Origin of the sequence: Neisseria sp. HMSC061H08 (assembly GCF_001836795.1) — a bacterium.
GTDB lineage: Bacteria > Pseudomonadota > Gammaproteobacteria > Burkholderiales > Neisseriaceae > Neisseria > Neisseria subflava_A.
This window is the reverse complement of sequence record NZ_KV830596.1, coordinates 1-19,385: the sequence shown is the minus strand read 5'-3', so window position 1 is coordinate 19,385 and position 19,385 is coordinate 1. Positions and strand designations below refer to the sequence as shown.

Annotated in this window: 15 protein-coding genes and 2 pseudogenes; 13 read left to right on the top strand and 4 right to left on the bottom strand. The window is 54.6% G+C overall.

Annotated features, from left to right (window positions below):
- The 3 genes and pseudogenes from HMPREF2675_RS10745 to HMPREF2675_RS11330 form a co-directional block, all read left to right on the top strand.
- Window positions 1-297: pseudogene (locus HMPREF2675_RS10745) on the top strand (valine--pyruvate transaminase); the annotation flags it as partial.
- A gap of 145 nt (window positions 298-442) precedes the next feature.
- Entirely contained in the window at window positions 443-2,665 is a 2,223-nt protein-coding gene (locus tag HMPREF2675_RS10740) for a TonB-dependent receptor (protein WP_070815055.1), read from the top strand.
- Window positions 2,622-2,834, top strand: coding sequence for a hypothetical protein (locus tag HMPREF2675_RS11330; protein ID WP_141759981.1), 213 nt, complete (start codon window positions 2,622-2,624; stop codon window positions 2,832-2,834). Before HMPREF2675_RS10740 ends, HMPREF2675_RS11330 begins: the two co-directional genes overlap by 44 nt.
- On the opposite strand, the gene HMPREF2675_RS10735 is transcribed toward HMPREF2675_RS11330, so the two are convergent.
- Complete coding sequence (locus HMPREF2675_RS10735) at window positions 2,831-3,526, bottom strand: siderophore ferric iron reductase (protein ID WP_070815054.1); 696 nt, start codon at window positions 3,524-3,526, stop codon at window positions 2,831-2,833. The genes HMPREF2675_RS11330 and HMPREF2675_RS10735 overlap by 4 nt on opposite strands.
- A 267-nt stretch (window positions 3,527-3,793) precedes the next feature.
- Here HMPREF2675_RS10735 and HMPREF2675_RS10730 point away from each other — a divergent pair, with 267 nt between their 5' ends.
- The 4 genes from HMPREF2675_RS10730 to katA all read left to right on the top strand — a co-directional run bounded on the left by HMPREF2675_RS10730 (window position 3,794) and on the right by katA (window position 9,432).
- The gene (locus HMPREF2675_RS10730) at window positions 3,794-4,558 is read left to right on the top strand and encodes an ABC transporter ATP-binding protein (RefSeq protein ID WP_070815053.1); all 765 of its coding nucleotides are present in this window, start codon (window positions 3,794-3,796) and stop codon (window positions 4,556-4,558) included.
- Window positions 4,559-4,746: 188 nt separating this feature from the next.
- Entirely contained in the window at window positions 4,747-5,658 is a 912-nt protein-coding gene (locus HMPREF2675_RS10725) for an iron-siderophore ABC transporter substrate-binding protein (RefSeq protein ID WP_070815052.1), read from the top strand.
- Entirely contained in the window at window positions 5,652-7,619 is a 1,968-nt protein-coding gene (gene fhuB / locus HMPREF2675_RS10720; RefSeq protein ID WP_070815051.1) for a Fe(3+)-hydroxamate ABC transporter permease FhuB, read from the top strand. Before HMPREF2675_RS10725 ends, fhuB begins: the two co-directional genes overlap by 7 nt.
- Window positions 7,620-7,917: 298 nt before the next feature.
- Window positions 7,918-9,432 carry a catalase KatA gene (gene katA, locus HMPREF2675_RS10715; RefSeq protein ID WP_070815050.1) on the top strand — a complete coding sequence of 505 codons (1,515 nt, stop codon included), beginning with the start codon at window positions 7,918-7,920 and terminating at the stop codon, window positions 9,430-9,432.
- A gap of 306 nt (window positions 9,433-9,738) precedes the next feature.
- On the opposite strand, the gene groL is transcribed toward katA, so the two are convergent.
- Entirely contained in the window at window positions 9,739-11,373 is a 1,635-nt protein-coding gene (gene groL, locus HMPREF2675_RS10710) for a chaperonin GroEL (protein WP_049322649.1), read from the bottom strand.
- Window positions 11,374-11,471: 98 nt separating this feature from the next.
- Window positions 11,472-11,759: a co-chaperone GroES gene (gene groES, locus HMPREF2675_RS10705; RefSeq protein ID WP_003684150.1), complete on the bottom strand. Its 288-nt coding sequence runs from the start codon at window positions 11,757-11,759 to the stop codon at window positions 11,472-11,474.
- Window positions 11,760-12,178: 419 nt separating this feature from the next.
- On the opposite strand from groES, the gene HMPREF2675_RS10700 reads away from it, so the two are divergent.
- The 6 genes from HMPREF2675_RS10700 to HMPREF2675_RS10675 all read left to right on the top strand — a co-directional run bounded on the left by HMPREF2675_RS10700 (window position 12,179) and on the right by HMPREF2675_RS10675 (window position 19,019).
- Window positions 12,179-14,224, top strand: a complete 2,046-nt coding sequence (locus tag HMPREF2675_RS10700; RefSeq protein WP_070815049.1) for a TonB-dependent siderophore receptor — start codon at window positions 12,179-12,181, stop codon at window positions 14,222-14,224.
- A 115-nt stretch (window positions 14,225-14,339) separates the two neighbouring features.
- Window positions 14,340-15,302, top strand: coding sequence for a siderophore ABC transporter substrate-binding protein (locus HMPREF2675_RS10695; RefSeq protein ID WP_070815048.1), 963 nt, complete (start codon window positions 14,340-14,342; stop codon window positions 15,300-15,302).
- A 229-nt stretch (window positions 15,303-15,531) separates the two neighbouring features.
- A complete protein-coding gene (locus tag HMPREF2675_RS10690; RefSeq protein ID WP_049333632.1) occupies window positions 15,532-16,500 on the top strand; it encodes an ABC transporter permease in 969 nt (322 codons plus the stop codon).
- Window positions 16,490-17,461, top strand: a complete 972-nt coding sequence (locus tag HMPREF2675_RS10685; RefSeq protein ID WP_070815047.1) for an iron chelate uptake ABC transporter family permease subunit — start codon at window positions 16,490-16,492, stop codon at window positions 17,459-17,461. Before HMPREF2675_RS10690 ends, HMPREF2675_RS10685 begins: the two co-directional genes overlap by 11 nt.
- Before the next feature lie 88 nt (window positions 17,462-17,549).
- On the top strand, window positions 17,550-18,176 hold the full coding sequence (locus tag HMPREF2675_RS10680; protein WP_070815046.1) for an FmdE family protein: 627 nt from the start codon (window positions 17,550-17,552) through the stop codon (window positions 18,174-18,176).
- A gap of 84 nt (window positions 18,177-18,260) precedes the next feature.
- A complete protein-coding gene (locus HMPREF2675_RS10675) occupies window positions 18,261-19,019 on the top strand; it encodes an iron ABC transporter ATP-binding protein (protein ID WP_036492647.1) in 759 nt (252 codons plus the stop codon).
- Between the two features lie 69 nt (window positions 19,020-19,088).
- Here the strand turns inward: HMPREF2675_RS10675 and HMPREF2675_RS10670 are convergent.
- Window positions 19,089-19,385, bottom strand: a pseudogene (locus HMPREF2675_RS10670) (valine--pyruvate transaminase); the annotation flags it as partial.

Here is a 19,385-nt window from a genome sequence, read left to right as displayed (position 1 = left end):
CTGCTCAAACGCGAATTGGGTGCGTATCCGTTAAAAATTCATAAGCCCGAAGGTGCGATTTTCTTGTGGCTCTGGTTTGAAAACCTGCCGGTTTCGTCGCAAACCTTGTACGAAATGCTCAAGGCTGAAGGCACGCTGATTATTCCGGGCGAGCATTTCTTTGTCGGCATCGATACGCAAGATTATCCGCACGCGCACGAGTGCATCCGCATGAGTATTGCGCAGGACGCGGAAACGCTGGAAAAAGGCATCGCCGCCATCGGCAGGGTGGTGCGCGGTTTGTATAATGCGGCGTAAACGGTAAAGTTGATAGCCATTCAGTCAAAAGGTCGTCTGAAAACAGTTTCAGACGGCCTTTTATCATTTATTTATTTTTTTTTGAAATGAAATTAATTTTCTTTTAAAATTAACCGTTACGATCGACTTTTGAAAGAAAATACAAATGACTAAGCCCGCTTCCAGACTCAGCATCCTCAGCCTCTCCCTCCTTGCCGTTTCGGCAGCATTTGCCTCAGACGAACCCCAAGCCCAAGAAATCTCCGAACTCGAAACCATCACCGTAACCGCCAGCGCGGACGCATCCAAGGGCGGTTTGATTCCTGCATTTAAGGGCGGACAGGTGGCGCGCGGCAGCCGCGTGGGTATTTTGGGCAATAAAAAAAACCTAGAATCGCCGTTCTCCAATACTGCTTACACCAATAGGCTGATTCAGGACAAACATGCGCGCAGCGTCGGCGATGTACTGCAAAACGACCCGACCGTCCGCGTTGCGCGCGGTTACGGCAATTTTCAGGAAGCGTATTTCATACGCGGCTTTGCCGCCGAATCGGACGATACCATGTACAACGGTCTTTACGGCATCCTGCCGCGCCAATACATCGCCACTGAGCTTTTCGAACGCGTGGAAGTCCAGCGCGGCGCATCCGCCTTCTTAAACGGCATGGCGCCGGGCGGCAACAATATCGGCGGCACGGTATCCGTATTGCCCAAACGCGCGTCCAATGAAGGATTGAACCGGCTGACTGCCAATTACGGCGCGGGAAAACGCGGTGGTTTGGCGGCGGACGTGGCGCGCCGTTTCGGACAAAATCAGGAATTCGGCGTGCGCATCAATGCGGCGCACCATAACGGCAAAACCGCAATAGACGACGAAAAGTCCAAACTCAGCCTGGTCAATGTCGGCCTAGACTGGCGCAATGAAAATGCCCGCCTGTCCGCCGATTTGGGCTGGCAGGACAACAAGCTCAAAGCCACGCGTACCAATGTTACCCTGTCAGGCCTGACCGCCGTGCCGGCCGCGCCTGATGCTTCGTCCAACTGGGCGCAGCCGTGGACGTATTCCAACGAGCGCGACTGGTTTGGCACAATGCGCGGCGAATACGATTTCAACGACAACCTGACTGCCTACGCCGCCTATGGCTTCCGCCGCAGCAAGGAAAACAATTCTCTGGCAAACCTGACTGTCCGCAATGTCAACGGCGACGGATCGATTTACCGCTTCGACAACGCGCGTAAGGATAAAATCGACACGGGCGAAATCGGTTTGCGCGGCAAATTCAATACGGGCGCGGTAGAGCACGAATGGACCGCCGCCGCCAACCGTTTCCAATCCTCGCGCAAAAACGCTTACATCATGGATTGGGGCAACCAATATACGACCAACCTCTACAACCCGTCCCGCTATCCGCAACCCGCAGCCGCCGACCCGCTGTATTCGGGCAACGACATGGGCAATCCTGCCGTTACCGGCAAAACACGTCTGACCAGCTTCGCCTTGGGCGACACCTTCAGCCTTTGGGACAAACGCCTGCAATTCATGCTTGGGGCGCGCTGGCAGCAGGTGCATAACAAGGCTTACGCCTATAATACGGGCGCGCAAACCGAAAATTACAAAAAATCGCGCCTCAGTCCCGCCGTCGGCGCGGTGTACCGCATCACGCCGAATTGGTCGGTGTACGGCAACTACATCGAAAGCCTGGGACAAGGCGCGACCGCAGGCTCGACTGCCTCCATCAACGGCCGGGCCTACGCCGTCAGCAATGCCGGCGAATCACTCAAACCCTATGTTTCCAAACAAAAAGAAATCGGCACGAAATTTGAAGCCAACGGCTTCGGCGCAGGATTGGCCCTGTTCCACACCGACAAACCGCGTTCGCTTTACGTTGCCGAAAGCGGCAACACCGCCCGCTTCACCTCCGAAGGCAAAGACCGCCACCGGGGCGCGGAAATCACCGTTTACGGGGAAGTCGCACAAGGTGTGAGGCTCTTGGGCGGCATTACCCTGCTTGATGCCAAGCAGAAATCTACCGGCTCATCTTCAACTGACGGCAAACGTACCATCGGCGCGGCTAAAACCCAAGCCAACATCGGCTTGGAATGGGAAGTGCCGAAAGTGCAGGGTTTGGCATTTGACGGACGCATGGTTTACACCGGTTCTTCCTACGCCGATGCGGCCAATACGCTTAAAGTCGGCGGCTGGACGCGCTTCGACATCGGCGCGCGCTACCGCACCCAAATCGGCAGGCACGAAGCCACCTTCCGCGCCCGCCTCGACAATGTTGCCAACAAAAAATACTGGGCATCCGTCGGCGGCTATCCCGGCAGCGGCTACCTGAACGCCGGTGCGCCGCGCAGCTTCTCCCTGTCGGCATCCGTCGATTTTTAAGGCAGCAAACGGCAAAGGCCGTCTGAAAAATATTCAGACGGCCTTTAAGAATGTCGGCAAACCCTTTCCCCTACCGCAAAAACAAGACAAGCTCACGACAAATCAGCCGGTTGCATTTTCAGCAGCCTCTGATGCCGTGATGTCTTTACCCGAAACCGCCCTGCCCTAAGGCCGCGTTTTCGGACAACCGCTGCAAAATTCCCCGTCTTCCCGACGGTAGTGTTGGCAGCAGGCGGCCAGTTGTGCCTGAAACCCCTGTGTTTCCCCGTCCCACACCAGCGCGCCGTTGCAGCGTACCGCCAAAGCATCCTGCCATTGCCGCGCCAGCATTTCCGTTTCACCGCGCGAGAGCAGGCGCAGGGCATGTGCGGCAGACAGAGCTTTGAGCACCGCATCGCCGAGGAAATATTCCGCCAGCTTCGCACCCAAAGGATAATGCGGACGAATCAGCGGCAGCGAGGCGTACAGATAGGCTTTCAAATCTGTGGCGGTTCGTGAAACGGCTTCCTGCCTGAACCGCACCGTACAATCCTGCACCGCAATGCCGAAACGTGCGGTAAACAGCCCGTCGAAAGTGTGGGCAAAACCTGAAAAATCGGGCGATGCACCTTTGACCGATGCCGCCCACACACCCAGATAAACCGGCTGCCACATCCATAAAAGCCAAGTGCGGCAAGCCCAATAGACCGCCCCTGCTTCAGGATGTGCCACGGAGAGCCTGCCGAACGCCGATGCCATGATCTCCGCTTCGCGACTGTCCGCCTCTGTTTCAGACGGCCTCGCATCGCCGTCCAAAGCAGGCAGCGCAAGGACGCAGAAACGGATGATGTCTTGGATGGCGAGAGTGTTTGGGAGGCTCATGTCTGCATTTGAATTGAAATAAGAATTGTTATATTTTAACCATATCCAACCGGGCGGAAAAGTTGCCGTTTGACAGCGGACGGACAAAACCGGAACAAAGCAGCAAAGCCGCAGGCCGTACAGACAGTATGGAACCGGTTCACACGGTGTTTCAACACCTTAGCGTATCGTCCGCTTTGAACAGGACAAGCCGGTTCCGTACCGTTTTTTTGTTTATCCGCCGGCAAATATCCTCCGCCCCATTTTACCGAAAGGCCGTCTGAACCCGTGTTCCAACTACAAAACGCCTCATTTGCCGTGCCCGGGCGCACCCTGCTGCACGATATTTCCCTCTCTTTCGAACCGAACAAGGTTTACGGCCTGATCGGACACAACGGCTCGGGCAAGTCCACCTTGCTCAAGCTGCTGACGCGCCAACACGAATTGGCCGGCGGCAGGATATTGCTGGACGGCAGGGACATTCATGACTATTCCGTGCGCGGATACGCCAAAGAAGTCGCCTATCTGCCGCAGCACCTGCCGGCCGCCACCGCACTGACTGCCCGCGAGCTGGTCATGATGGGGCGTTATGCATGGAGCGGCCTTTTGGGGCGCACCAACGATGCGGACAGGGAGGCGGTCGCCCAAGCCTTCCGGCTGACGCACACCGAAAAATTTACCGGACAAATCGTCGATACCCTCTCGGGCGGCGAGCGTTCGCGCATCTGGCTGGCAATGTGCCTGGCGCAGCAAAGCCGCTTCCTGCTCTTGGACGAACCGCTCGCCGCTTTGGACATCGCCCACCAGATAGAAGTGATGGCACTGGTGCAGAAGCTGTCGCGCGATTTGGGGCTGGGCGTGATTATCGTCATCCACGACATCAATCTGGCGGCGCAATATTGCGACGAACTGGTCGCGCTCAAACAAGGGCGGCTGCTGAAAACGGGCAGGCCGTCCGAAATCATGACGGCGCAAGTGTTGAAAGACATTTACAGCGTCGAGATGAACATCATCGCCCACCCCGAAAACGGCCGCCCCGTGGCATTGCCTTGAAAAATTCTTCCAAGAAGAACACGTCGTCTGAAAAGCCGGAATGTGCAGGTCGGATACCCGTATCCGACAAAACGCAGATATTTCGGTTGCTTTGAACGGCACCGCCAATTTGAAAATATCGGATTCGAGAATCCGACCCACATTTTTCAGACGACCTTGACCCCAACCCCCGAAAGACTGCCGAACAAATGTCCCACCGCTTTTCAGACGACCTACCCCACTTTGCCGCACGGCTGTTTCTCACCGCCGCCGCGCTGTTTGCCGTTTTTTCCCATGCCGCACCGCGTGTGGCAACTTCGGACTGGACGATAACCGAAACGCTGACGGCGATGGGGCATCCGCCCGTCGGTGTCGCCGACAGAAGGGTTTACGATACCTGGGTAAACTATCCGCCGCTGCCTGCCTCGACGAAAGAGGCAGGTTTGCGCTTCCAGCCGAACCTGGAGAGGCTCTATCAGATCAAACCCGATTTCTTCGTACAATCTTCATGGTATGCCGCCGCCAAGCCGCAATTTGAAAAAATCGCGCCGGTACACGAGCTGGATTTCGGTACCCCCAAAGGCATCGAATACGCGCACACGCTGGATACGACGCGCAAACTGGGCAGGCTTATCGGCGATACGCCGGCTGCCGAAAAGCTGATACGCGACACGGAAAACCTGTTCGCCCGCGCCCGTCCCGTACTCGCCCCCTACCGCAACCGCCCCTTTGCGGCCGTCCAGTTTGCCGACGACCGGCATTTGCGGATTTACAGCAAAACTTCGCTCTTTCAGGTCGTTTTCGACAAGCTGGGGCTGAAAAACGCATGGACGGGCAAGAGCAACGAATGGGGGTTTGAAAACATCACGCTGGTGGACTTGGCCAAGCTGCCGCCGGATACGGTGCTGATTATCGTCAAACCGCATCCGCAAAATACGCGGCCAGTATTGGAAAAAAGCACGCTTTGGAAAAGACTGCCGTTCAGCAGGCCGGAAAACCGCCGTATTTTCGAACCGTCGTGGAGCTACGGCGCACTACCCTCCATGCAACACTTCACTTTGCAACTGATGCATTCGATGCCGTCTGAAACGGCATCTGCAAACAAGGAGGCCGCATGGTAAATATGTTCAGACGACCCCTGCCCCCGCTTGCCGTCCTGCTGCTTCTTTTGTGTGCGCTGACGGCATGGTGGATCTTGAAGCTGGAATGGACGCTGCCGTGGTTGCGGATTTTCGACCGCCCCGACACCCTGCCCCTGGACGCACTGATGGTGCAGAACAATACCCTGCCGCGTATGGCGATGGCGCTGCTCGCCGGCGGCAGTACGGCGGCGGCAACCATGCTGATGCAGCAGCTGATGCGCAATCCGCTCGCCTCTGACGGCACGCTGGCAGTCAGCAGCGGCGCACAGACGGCACTGGTGGCGGCAACCGTATTCGCCCCCTCCTTCCTCTCCTACGGCACGTCCGCCGTGGCGTTTGCCGGTGCGGCGGCGGCCTTGGGTGCAGTCTTGTGGCTGTCGTCCCGGCGCGGCCTGCAACCGCTTACCGTCGTGCTGGCAGGTCTGGTGGTCAGCCTCTATCTCGGCTCGCTGACGGGCATTGTGATGCTGTTTTTCAGCGAAGAGACGCGCGGCGTGATGCAGTGGGGCAGCGGCTCGCTGGTGCAGGACAGTTGGCGCGACACGCTGGGACTTTTGTGGCGCGTCGCCGCAACCGCCCTGTTTACAGCCTTTCTGATCAAACCGCTGACCATCATGAGCCTGAGCGACACGCAGGCGGAATCGGTGGGCATCCCTGTCAAAAAAATCCGCCTGCTCTCGTTGGCAGCGGCGGCCTTTTTGGGCGCAAACGTGGTCGGCTTCGTCGGCATGATGGGCTTTGCCGGACTGGCGGCGGCTACGCTGGTACGGCAGACGGGCGTGCGCACACTACCCATGCGCCTGATCTGTTCCTTCATCATCGGCGCACTGCTTTTGATGCTGACTGACAACAGCCTGATGCTGCTGAAGCACTATCGCGGCATAGACCTGCCTGCCGGTGCAGTAACGGCACTCATCGGCGCGCCGCTTCTGCTGTGGCTGATGATGAAAACCCCGTCCCGTCCTTCTTTTCAGACGGCCTCCGACACCGCGCCTGCCGCGCTGCATACCTCGCGCCTGTTGCGCCTGCTGCCGCTGATTGCCATTGCCGCAGCGGTATTGGCCCTGACCGTCGGACGCTACGATGAAACCCTGCGCCTGACCATAGACCCGGAATATTTCGTATTCCGCTACCCGCGCGTGCTGCTCGCCGCCGCCACCGGCACCATGCTCGCGTTGACCGGCGTCATACTGCAAAGGCTGACGCAAAACCCGATGGCGGGACCCGAACTCTTGGGTATCAGCTCCGGAACGGCATTCGGCGCGATGGCCAGCGTCATGCTGTTCGGCATCACTTCGGGCAGCGGCTGGTTTTGGCTGGTCGGAGTGATTTCCGCACTGGCATCCTTGGGACTGTTGATGCTGTTCAACCGCAAAAACGGGCTGGCTCCCGAAAAAGTCCTGCTCACCGGCATGGCCATCGCCGCCCTTGCCGATGCCGCCATCCGCATTTGGACGGCAAGCGGCGACTACCGCGTACAACAGCTATTGGTATGGATGTCCGGCTCGACCTATCAGGCAACGCCCGAATCCGCCCTCACCGTCAGCCTCCTCGCCGCCGCTTCGCTCCTGCTCATCCTTCCCCTGCAACGCTGGCTGGGCCTGCTCAGCCTGAACGCCGATGTCGCCCAATCCACCGGCGTCAACGTCTCCCTTGCACGGATGGTGCTGATCACCTCAAGCGCGGCACTGACTGCCGCCGCCACCCTGCTTATCGGTCCCTTGAGCTTCGTCGGCCTGCTTGCCCCCCACCTTGCCCGTATGCTCGGCGCGCGTCTGCCCGGACAGCAGCTTGCCGCCGCCGCACTCATCGGCGCATCGGTTATGATGACGGCCGACTGGCTGGGCAGGCAGGTAATGTTCCCTTACGAAGTCCCCGCCGGAATGATGGCCACGCTCATAGGCGGCGCATATTTCATGATGATGATGCGCAAGCTTTAATGGGAACGGAGATACAAAAAGGTCGTCTGAAAACAGTTTCAGACGACCTTTTTGTTTAACATGTTTATTCGATAATAAAAATCTAACAAAAATCAAATTTCAATTAATAATAACAATATTAAATTGAAGTCATAGTTCCAATAGTCAAAACCTTTCTGTATAGTCCTTTTCATAGCTTAATTAAAAGGAAAAATAAATGTCGATACAAGAAATTTATGAATGCCAAGAAACCGGCTACGAATATGCTTTTCGGCAAATCGTTTTATAAACCACTGACCATTTCACAAAGGAAATCATCATGACCGTCTCTAAATGCCCTGTTACCCACCTGACCATGAACAACGGCGCGCCTGTTGCCGACAATCAAAACAGCCTGACTGCCGGCCCACGCGGCCCGTTGCTGGCGCAGGATTTGTGGCTGAATGAAAAACTCGCTGACTTCGTTCGCGAAGTCATCCCCGAACGCCGTATGCACGCCAAAGGTTCGGGCGCGTTCGGTACGTTTACCGTGACGCACGACATCACAAAATACACCCGCGCCAAAATCTTCAGCGAAGTCGGCAAGAAAACCGAAATGTTTGCCCGTTTCACCACCGTGGCGGGCGAGCGCGGCGCAGCCGATGCGGAACGCGACATCCGCGGCTTTGCGTTGAAGTTTTATACCGAAGAAGGCAACTGGGATATGGTCGGCAACAACACGCCTGTGTTCTTCCTGCGCGACCCGCGTAAATTCCCCGACCTGAATAAAGCCGTCAAACGCGACCCGCGCACCAATATGCGCTCCGCTACGAACAACTGGGACTTCTGGACGCTGCTGCCCGAAGCCCTGCACCAAGTTACCATCGTCATGAGCGACCGCGGTATCCCTGCCAGCTACCGCCATATGCACGGCTTCGGTTCGCATACATACAGCTTCTGGAACGAAGCGGGCGAGCGTTTTTGGGTAAAATTCCATTTCCGCAGCCAACAAGGCATTAAAAACCTGACCAACGAAGAGGCCGCCAAAATCATCGCCGACGACCGCGAAAGCCACCAGCGAGACCTGTACGAAGCCATCGAGCGCGGCGAGTTTCCGAAATGGACGATGTATATCCAAGTCATGCCTGAAGCCGATGCGGAAAAAGTGCCTTATCATCCGTTTGACTTGACCAAAGTTTGGCCGAAAAAAGACTATCCGCTGATTGAAGTGGGCGAATTCGAGTTGAACCGCAATCCCGAAAACTTCTTCGCCGATGTGGAACAATCTGCCTTCGCACCGAGCAATCTGGTTCCCGGCATCGGCGCCAGCCCCGACAAAATGCTGCAAGCGCGTTTGTTCAATTACGCCGACGCGCAACGTTACCGCTTGGGTGTGAACTTCCGCCAAATCCCCGTCAACCGCCCGCGTTGCCCCGTCCACAGCAACCAGCGCGACGGACAAGGCCGTGCCGACGGCAACTACGGCAGCCTGCCGCACTACGAACCCAACAGCTTCGGCCAATGGCAGCAACAGCCCGACTTCGCCGAACCGCCTTTGAAAATCAACGGCGACGCGGCGCACTGGGACTACCGCCAAGACGATGACGACTATTTCAGCCAACCGCGCGCCTTGTTTAACCTGATGAACAACGCACAGAAACAGGCTTTGTTCGGCAATACCGCCGCAGCCATGGGCGACGCCCCCGACTTCATCAAATACCGCCATATCCGCAACTGCTACCGTTGCGATCCGGCATACGGTGAAGGCGTGGCCAAAGCCCTTGGACTGACTGTCGAAGATGCACAAGCCGCCCGCGCGACCGACCCGGCTTTAGGTCAACCTGGTTTGCTGTAAGGAGGCATTATGTGGATAGAAATTGAAGAAATCTTGTCTCAAGCTGTCCGATACAGCTGTTTGAGCAAAAAGTAACGGTTTAGATCATTAATCAGGCCGTCTGAAACACAAAATTAAGTTTCAGACGGCTTTTTTGATGATGAAGTTTATTTAACTGCTTCTGATTCAATAGAACTGGCTACCCTTATTTCTCTGTAAATCATGGCATGCCCTCTGCACCATCTCACGCTTTCCACTAGCAAATAAAAAAACCGCACGGCTGATTACCGTGCGGTTTTGCTTTTTGTCTGAAGGTTTCAGACGGCCTTACATCATGCCGCCCATACCACCCATGCCGCCCATATCAGGCATAGCAGGTTTTTCTTCAGGGATTTCAGCGATCATACAGTCTGTGGTCAGCATCAGGCCGGCGATAGATGCGGCGTGTTGCAGCGCGGAACGGGTTACTTTGGCAGGGTCGAGTACGCCCATTTCGATCATGTCGCCGTACTCACCGGAGCCTGCGTTGTAACCGTAGTTGCCTTTGCCTTCCAACACTTTGTTCACAACCACGCTAGGCTCGCCGCCTGCATTGGCAACGATTTGGCGCAGTGGAGACTCAACGGCGCGCAATACGATTTGAACACCTGCATCTTGATCGGCATTGCCGGTGTGCAGGTTTTCCAGAGCAGCACGGGCACGCAACAGGGCTACGCCGCCGCCTGCAACCACGCCTTCTTCAACGGCTGCGCGGGTAGCGTGCAACGCGTCTTCCACGCGGTCTTTTTTCTCTTTCATTTCGACTTCGGTAGCGGCACCGACTTTGATCACTGCCACACCGCCGGCCAATTTAGCCACGCGCTCTTGCAGTTTTTCTTTGTCGTATTCGCTGGTTGCGGTTTCGATTTGTTGGCGGATTTCGGCAACACGCGCTTCGATTTGGGCGGCGTCGCCAAAGCCGTCGATGATGGTGGTGTTTTCTTTACCGATTTCGATGCGTTTGGCTTGGCCCAAATCGTCCAAAGTCGCTTTTTCCAGAGACAGACCGACTTCTTCAGAAATCACCACGCCGCCGGTCAGGATGGCGATGTCTTGCAACATGGCTTTGCGGCGGTCGCCGAAGCCAGGGGCTTTAACGGCAACGGTTTTCAGAATACCGCGGATGTTGTTCACCACCAAAGTCGCCAAGGCTTCGCCTTCTACGTCTTCAGCGATAATCAACAGCGGACGACTGGCTTTGGCCACTTGTTCCAAAACAGGCAACAGGTCGCGGATGTTGCTGATTTTTTTGTCGAACAACAATACAAACGGATTGTCCAAAGCAGCGATTTGTTTTTCAGCGTCATTGATGAAGTAAGGAGACAGGTAGCCGCGGTCGAACTGCATACCTTCAACTACGTCCAGCTCGTTTTCCAAAGACTTGCCGTCTTCAACGGTAATCACGCCTTCTTTGCCGACTTTTTCCATCGCTTCAGCGATAATCGCGCCGACTTGTTCGTCAGAGTTGGCGGAAATAGAGCCGACTTGGGCGATTTCTTTAGAAGTATCGCAAGGTTTGGCGATGTTTTTCAGCTCGTCAACCAAAGCGGCAACGGCTTTATCGATACCGCGTTTCAGGTCGGTCGGGTTCATGCCTGCGGTAACGTATTTCATGCCTTCGGCAACGATGGATTGCGCCAATACGGTTGCAGTAGTGGTACCGTCACCTGCTACGTCGTTGGTTTTAGACGCAACTTCTTTCACCATTTGCGCGCCCATGTTTTCAAATTTGTCTTTCAATTCGATTTCTTTTGCAACAGACACACCGTCTTTAGTGATGTGCGGGCCGCCGAAAGCGCGGTCGAGTACCACGTTGCGGCCTTTAGGGCCCAAAGTTACGCGTACGGCGTTTGCCAATACATTGACGCCGTTTACCATTTTTTGGCGAACTTCATTGCCGAATTGTACGTCTTTTGCTGCCATTTAAATTCTCCAAATCAATATTAAAAATCTGTTCGAGGCCGTCTGAAAGCTTCATGTTTGATTCAGACGGCCTTTGGTTCTGAAACTTAATTCAACAATTATTCAACGATACCGAAGATGTCTTCTTCACGCATTACCAACAGCTCTTCGCCGTCGGCTTTAACGGTTTGACCGCTGTATTTGCCGAAGATCACTTTGTCGCCGACTTTGACATCCAGCGGACGGCGCTCACCGTCTTTACCGATTTTGCCCGCACCCACGGCGATTACTTCGCCCATGTCGGGTTTTTCAGCAGCCGCACCCGGCAAAACGATGCCGGAGGCGGTTTTTTCTTCAGCTTCTAAGCGTTTGACGACTACGCGGTCGTGTAAAGGGCGGATGGTCATGTCTTAATGCTCCGATAAATAAATAAATAGATTGAAAACAATTGTCTGTCGGACATGACAGACACGGTTTGCTTGGAAATAGCGACACGCTTATGGAAAGCCTGCCGTAATGGCGGGTAGATTTGGGTTGTTTGCGACAAATTCAAGGGAAAAAGTAAAAAATTCTATGCAGCCTTTCCAAATATTTTCATACGCAAAAATGCCCGATCACTTATTTTTCAGACGGCCTGACATACAAACTGCAAAATTCGTTTAAAAACAACACAATTCCTTTACAAATTCAACACAACTCTTTACAACTATTTCTTTTTAATGCATTATTATAAATGATGATTATTCTTAATTGCATATTTTAAAGATAATTTCTCTTTATTTGCTTTTATTTTTTATTACTGTCATTTTATTAAGGACATTTCTCAATGAATACGCCCCTGTTTCGACTGAGCCTGCTGTCACTGACACTGGCGGCCGGTTTTGCACACGCAGAAAATGAAGCCAAAGACAACGTTGTGCTTGATACCGTTACCGTTAAAGGTGACCGCCAAGGTAGCAAAATCAAAACCAATATCGTCACTCTTCGTCAAAAAGACGAAAGCACGGCAACCGATTTGCGTGAATTATTAAAAGAAGAACCCGCCATCGACTTCGGCGGCGGCAACGGTTCATCTCAATTCCTGACGCTGCGCGGCATGGGTCAAAACTCGGTGGATATTAAGGTGGACAACGCCTCTTCCGACAGCCAAATGCTGTATCACCAAGGCCGTTTCATCATCGACCCTGCACTGGTTAAAATCGTCTCTGTACAAAAAGGCGCAGGTTCGGCATCTGCCGGTATCGGCGCAACCAACGGTGCGATTATTACCAAAACAGTCGATGCCCAAGACTTGCTCAAAGGTTTGGACAAAAACTGGGGTGTGCGCCTCAACAGCGGCTATGCCAGCAATGACGGCGTAAGCTACGGTGCAAGCGTATTCGGCAAAGCGGGCAACTTTGATGGCTTGTTCTCTTACAGCCGCAACGATGAAAAAGATTATGAACCCGGCAAAGGCTATACACACAGCAACGGCGGCAAAACCGTACCATTCAGCGCGCTGGACAAGCGTAGCTATCTTGCCAAAATCGGCGCAAACTTCGGCGACCACCGCTTAGTGTTAAGCCACATGAATGATCAACACCGAGGCATCCGTACCGTCCGTGAAGAGTTTACCGCCACTAACAACCCGCGTCTGACCTTGGAACGCCAAGCCCCGACCTACCGTGAAACCAGCCTCTCCAACACCAACTTGGCATGGACAGCGAACAACTTGGGCTTTGTCGAAAAACTGGACGCCAACGCCTACCTCATGAAAAATGAACGCTATTCGGCCGATGACAGTAAAAACGGTTATGCAGGCAACCTGCCCGGCCCGAGTACGACCGTTATCGAAACCAAAGGCGCGAATTTCAATCTGGACAGCCGCATTGGCGAAAACACATTGATTAAATACGGCGTCAACTACCGTCATCAAGAAATCAAACCGCCGGTATTCTTCAGCTCAGCCTTGAGCAATCCGAAGAAAAGCGATGCCGGTATTTACGCTGAAGCCATCCACGACATCGGCGACTTTACCCTCACAGGCGGCTTGCGCTACGACCATTTCGATATCAAAACCCATGACGGCAAATCCGTTTCCGACGGCACAGTCAACCCGAGCTTCGGCGTGATTTGGCAGCCACATGAATACTGGAGTTTCAGTGCCAGCCACAACTACGCATCCCGCAGCCCGCGTCTTTACGATGCACTGCGTCAACATGGACGCAAAAATGCCATCACATCGATTGCAGACGGCACTAAAGCCGAACGCGCCCGCAATACTGAAATCGGCTTCAACTACAACAACGGCAGCTTTGCCGCCAACGGTAGCTACTTCTGGCAAAAAATTAAAGATGCCGTCGCAGGTCCGCAGCAACGCCATGATGCTGCTGGCAACCCGATTGCAGGCGTACGCGAAATCGTCAATGCAGGCTACATCAAAAACCAAGGCTACGAACTGGGTGCGTCCTACCGTACAGGCGGCCTGATGGCGAAAGTCGGCGTCAGCCACAGCAAACCGCGCATCTACGACACCCATCCTGAAAACCTGTTAAGTGCCAACCCTGAGTTTGCCGTACAGACCGGCCGTACTTGGACGACTTCCCTCTCCTACCGCTTCCAAAATCCGAATTTGGAAATCGGCTGGCGCGGACGCTACCTGCAAAAAGCCTCCGGCTCTGTGTTGGTACGCGACAAGGGTGAAGTCAAACGCAAAGGCTACGGCGTGAACGATGTATTCGCCAACTGGAAACCTCTGGGCAAAGACACGCTCAATGTCAACTTTGCCGTCAACAACGTGTTTAACAAGTTCTACTATCCGCACAGCCAACGCGGTGAAACCTTGCCGGGTATCGGCCGCGATGTCCGCTTGGGTGTAAACTACCGCTTCTAAGCAATCAGCTTGAAAAAGCCGTCTGAAAACAAAAGTTTTCAGACGGCATCTAGCTTTATAATCCGATACAAGTTATCATTTCGATTTACTTTATTTCCGACTACGGAGAAACCCTATGTTACGTTTGACTGCTTTAGCCGTATGCTGCACCCTCGCTTTGGGTGCGTGTTCACCGAAAGATTCTGCTTCCAATCAGGCGCAAACTGCTTCCGCTTCTGCCGCCCAAACCGAAGGCGCAAGCCTGACGGTGAAAACCACGCGCGGTGATGCGAAAGTGCCGCAAAATCCGGAGCGTATCGCCGTTTACGATTTGGGCATGCTCGACACTTTAAACAAACTGGGCGTGAAAACCGGTTTGTCCGTCGATAAAAACCAGCTGCCTTATTTAGACGAATATTTCAAATCCACGAAACCTGCCGGCACGCTGTTTGAGCCTGACTACGAAGCCTTAAACGCTTACAAACCGCAGCTCATCATCATCGGCAGCCGTGCGGCCAAAGCGTTTGACAAGTTGAACGAGATCGCACCGACCATCGAGATGACCGCCGAAACCGCCAATCTGAAAGAAAGCTCAAAAGAGCGCATCGACGCACTGGGTCAAATCTTCGGCAAACAGGCCGAAGCGGACAAGCTGAAAGCGGAAATCGATGCTTCGTTTGAAGCGGCGAAAACTGCTGCGCAAGGCAAAGGCAAGGGTTTGGTGGTATTGGTCAACGGCGGTAAGATGTCGGCTTTCGGCCCTTCCTCACGTTTGGGCGGTTGGTTGCATAAAGACATCGGCGTTCCCGCTGTTGATGAATCGATTAAAGAAGGCAGCCACGGCCAGCCTATCAGCTTTGAATACCTGAAAGAGAAAAACCCTGATTGGCTGTTTGTTTTGGACCGCGGCGCGGCCATCGGTGAAGAAGGTCAGGCTGCGAAAGATGTGTTGGACAATCCGCTGGTTGCCGAAACAACCGCATGGAAAAAAGGCCAAGTCGTGTACCTCGTGCCGGAAACCTACCTGGCGGCCGGCGGCGCACAAGAATTGCTGAATGCTTCCAAACAGGTCAGCGATGCGTTTAATGCGGCCAAGTAATTCAGTGTGGGCATAGCCGCCCGCTTCTTTCAGACGGCCTAAACGGTTTGATGATGCACATGGTCAAGTTGCTTGATCTAAAGTCATTGGATTTAGGCCGTCTGAAAATACATGGTGCAAATGGACAATTTTTGCCTGTTTGCATCTGTTTTTATGATGGGCAAACCTGCTTTTTTGCCAAATACCTTAACCCTTCTTTCAGACGGCCTTATTTTTTCCGAACCATTTTATGTTTCACAAACCTTCATTTTTAAATGCGATCAACGGCGTGGCGCTGCTGATATTGTTTGCCGTCAGCCTGTCGGTCGGCGTGGCCGAATTCAAATGGTCCGCCCTGTTTTCGCTATCCGACAGTCAACAGGTCATGTTCATCAGCCGCCTGCCGCGCACGTTTGCGATTGTGCTGACGGGTGCGTCGATGGCGGTGGCCGGTATGATTATGCAGATTTTGATGCGCAACCGTTTTGTCGAACCGTCGATGGTGGGCGCAAGCCAAAGCGCGGCTTTGGGTTTGCTGCTGATGACCCTGCTGCTTCCGGCCGCGCCGCTGCTGGCAAAAATGTCGGTTGCCGCCGTTGCCGCGCTGATCGGGATGCTGGTCTTTATGCTGCTGATCCGCCGCCTGCCGCCGACCGCACAACTGATGGTGCCTTTGGTCGGGATTATTTTCGGCGGTGTGATTGAAGCGGTGGCCACCTTTATCGCGTATGAAAACGAAATGCTGCAAATGCTCGGCGTGTGGCAACAGGGCGATTTTTCCGGCGTGCTGCTCGGGCGGTATGAATTGTTGTGGGCAACGGGGATTTTGGCTTTGTTTGCCTATTTGATTGCCGACCAGCTGACGATTTTGGGTTTGGGCGAAACGGTAAGCGTGAACTTGGGGCTGAACCGGACGGCGATTCTGTGGTCGGGGCTGATTATTGTGGCGCTGATTACGTCTTTGGTGGTCGTGACGGTCGGCAATATTCCGTTTATCGGCTTGGTCGTGCCGAACATCATCAGCCGCCTGATGGGCGACAAGCTGCGCCAAAGCCTGCCTGCAGTGGCCTTGCTGGGCGCGTCTTTGGTGTTGCTGTGCGATATTGTCGGACGCGTGATTGTGTTTCCGTTTGAAATTCCGGTCTCTACGGTTTTTGGCGTGATGGGGACGGCTTTGTTTTTGTGGCTTTTATTAAGGAAACCTGCTCATGCCGTCTGAAAAAAATATCGGTTTTATGGCAGGAAGCAGCCGTCCGTTGTGGGTCGCCTTTGCACTGTTGCTGGTTTCCTGCGTTCTGTTTATGACGCTCAACGTCAAAGGCGATTGGGACTTTGTCTTGCACCTGCGTCTGACCAAACTTGCCGCGCTGCTGATGGTCGCCTATGCGGTCGGCGTGTCCACACAACTCTTCCAAACGCTGACCAACAATCCGATTCTGACCCCTTCGATTTTGGGTTTCGATTCGCTATATGTGTTTTTGCAGACCTTGCTGGTGTTTACGCTCGGCGGCGTGGGCTATGCTTCCCTGCCGTTGACGGGCAAATTCGGCTTTGAGCTGGTCATCATGATGGGCGGCTCGCTGCTGCTGTTTTACACGCTCATCAAACAAGGCGGACGCGATTTGTCGCGCATGATTTTAATCGGCGTGATTTTCGGGATTTTGTTCCGTAGCCTGTCGTCGCTGCTTTCGCGCATGATTGACCCCGAAGAATTTACCGCTGCGCAGGCGAATATGTTTGCCACCTTCAATACCGTCCACTCGGAATTGTTGGGCATCGGCGCAGTCGTGTTGCTCATCAGCGCCACCGTGATCTGGCGCGAACGCCACCGCCTCGATGTTTACCTGCTTGGCCGCAATCAGGCCATCAATTTGGGTATCAACTACACGCGCAATACCTTATGGTTGCTGCTCTGGATCGCCGCGCTGGTTGCAACTGCGACCGCCGTTGTCGGTCCGGTGAGCTTTTTCGGCCTGCTGGTGGCCGCGCTGGCCAACCATTTCTCCCCGTCGGTCAAACATTCCGTCCGCCTGCCGATGACTTTTTGTGTCGGCGGCATCCTGTTGGTCGGCGGGCAAACCATTTTCGAACACTTCCTCGGCATGCAGGCCGTATTGAGCGTGGTCGTCGAATTTGCAGGCGGATTGGTGTTTTTATATTTGGTGTTGAAAAAGAAATAAATTAAATGTGCCCAAACGCTCGCAAAAATAAACTCAGGCCGTCTGAAACCTTCAGACGGCCTAAGCGAACCCATAAAGGACAACCCTCATGACACAAGAACGCCTTCCTTCATTCTTCGATGACGCCCCGACCATTACCGTCCAAGACGCATTGGCCGGCTTCCTCGGTGCGGCCGAAAACGGCATCCTCACTTACCACTACGCCGATGCCGTGCGCCTGTGCGGCCACTCCTGCCCGACCGTCGCCGGCGCCTACCTGATGGTGGTCAAAGGCCTGAAAGCCCTTTACGGCGAAGAGCTGCCGCAACGCGGCGACATCGAAGCCTTTATGCAGGGCGAGCGTAACGAAGGCACAACCGGCGTTACCGCTTCCGTCGTCCAACTCCTTACCGGCGCGGCACCCGAAACCGGCTTTGGCGGCGTAGGCCCAGCCGGACGCTTTGCCCGCCGCCACCTCTTATCCTTTGGTGCAGGCGAAATCAACGGCACACTCGCGCTCCGCCGCCGCGATACCGGCAAAACCGTTGCCGTCAGCCTCAACGCCGCGCTCCAACCCTTCGCACCGCAAATGCGCGACATCATGCCCAAAGCCGTCAGCGGCAGCGCAAGTGCCGACGAACTCAAACAATTCGGCGAGCTTTGGCAAGAACGCGTCCGCGCCTTCCTGATCGATCAAGCCGACAATCCCGAATTTGTGACCGTCAGCGAAATCTAACCACTCCATACAGAAATAAAATTCAGACGGCCTCACGCTGAAAGGCCGTCTGAAGCCCCAAGTTTTCCATACTCGAATCCGCCTATGATTACCATCCGCAACGTCAGCCACACCATCGGCAGCAACCCCATCCTCAACGACGTCAGCCTCGACATCCCCGAAGGCGGCATTACCGCGCTAATCGGCCCGAACGGCGCAGGCAAGTCCACCCTCCTCTCCTTTATGGCGCGCCTACAGCCCTTGGTACACGGCGACATCAGCTACGCAGGCAAAGACATCAAAACCACGCCCACCGCCGAACTTGCCCGCACGCTCTCCATCCTCACCCAAGAAAACAGCATTATGAGCCGCATTACCGTGCGCGACCTGCTCATGTTCGGCCGCTATCCCTACCACCAAGGCAGGCCGTCTGAAACGGATAAAACCATCGTCGAAGAAGCACTCGCCGAGTTCCACCTGCAAGGCTTTGCCGACCGCTACCTGACCGAGCTTTCCGGCGGCCAACGCCAACGCGCCATGATTGCCATGGTGTTCTGCCAGCGCACCGACTACGTTTTGCTGGACGAACCACTGAACAACCTCGACATGTATCATGCCCGCTCCCTCATGCAAATCCTGCGCCGGCTGACCGACGAGTACAAACGCACCACCGTCGTCGTCCTGCACGACATCAACCAGGCCGCCGCCTACGCCGACCACGTTGTCGCCATGAAAAACGGCCAAGTCGCCATGCAGGGCGCGCCCAACGATATTTTTACCGCCGAAAACATCAAAACCCTATTCGATATGGACGTCAACGTCCTCGATTACGAAGGCAAAAAACTGGTTATCCACCACGTTTGAATCCAATAAAAAAGGCCGTCTGAAACCCGATTGCTCAGGTTTCAGACGGCCCTTGTCTATTCAAAGCGTTTATTTTTTATCGTACAAACCGCGCACCACGCGACCGATCGCGGCAATGCCTTTTTCCAGCGTTTCCGCGTCCTGCGCAATACTCATGCGGATGCACTCGTGCGCGTGCGGATAATCTTGCGTATCGATGCCGACAAAGAAATGCTCGCCCGGAATAATCAGCGTGCCTTCAGCCTTGAGCATTTCGTACAAGGTTTGCGACGAAACTGGCAGGTTTTCAAACCAAAGCCACAAGAAAATCGCACCTTCAGGCTTGTGGATTTTCAACGGATACGCACCCAATTCGCGTTTGAGCAG

Coding starts and splice junctions, on each gene's coding strand:
- HMPREF2675_RS10740 (WP_070815055.1), top strand. CDS start 443: ATGACTAAGCCCGCTTCCAGACTCAGCATCCTCAGCCTCTCCCTCCTT.
- HMPREF2675_RS10735 (WP_070815054.1), bottom strand. CDS start 3,526: ATGAGCCTCCCAAACACTCTCGCCATCCAAGACATCATCCGTTTCTGC.
- HMPREF2675_RS10725 (WP_070815052.1), top strand. CDS start 4,747: ATGTCCCACCGCTTTTCAGACGACCTACCCCACTTTGCCGCACGGCTG.
- fhuB (WP_070815051.1), top strand. CDS start 5,652: ATGGTAAATATGTTCAGACGACCCCTGCCCCCGCTTGCCGTCCTGCTG.
- katA (WP_070815050.1), top strand. CDS start 7,918: ATGACCGTCTCTAAATGCCCTGTTACCCACCTGACCATGAACAACGGC.
- groL (WP_049322649.1), bottom strand. CDS start 11,373: ATGGCAGCAAAAGACGTACAATTCGGCAATGAAGTTCGCCAAAAAATG.
- groES (WP_003684150.1), bottom strand. CDS start 11,759: ATGACCATCCGCCCTTTACACGACCGCGTAGTCGTCAAACGCTTAGAA.
- HMPREF2675_RS10700 (WP_070815049.1), top strand. CDS start 12,179: ATGAATACGCCCCTGTTTCGACTGAGCCTGCTGTCACTGACACTGGCG.
- HMPREF2675_RS10695 (WP_070815048.1), top strand. CDS start 14,340: ATGTTACGTTTGACTGCTTTAGCCGTATGCTGCACCCTCGCTTTGGGT.
- HMPREF2675_RS10690 (WP_049333632.1), top strand. CDS start 15,532: ATGTTTCACAAACCTTCATTTTTAAATGCGATCAACGGCGTGGCGCTG.
- HMPREF2675_RS10685 (WP_070815047.1), top strand. CDS start 16,490: ATGCCGTCTGAAAAAAATATCGGTTTTATGGCAGGAAGCAGCCGTCCG.
- HMPREF2675_RS10680 (WP_070815046.1), top strand. CDS start 17,550: ATGACACAAGAACGCCTTCCTTCATTCTTCGATGACGCCCCGACCATT.
- HMPREF2675_RS10675 (WP_036492647.1), top strand. CDS start 18,261: ATGATTACCATCCGCAACGTCAGCCACACCATCGGCAGCAACCCCATC.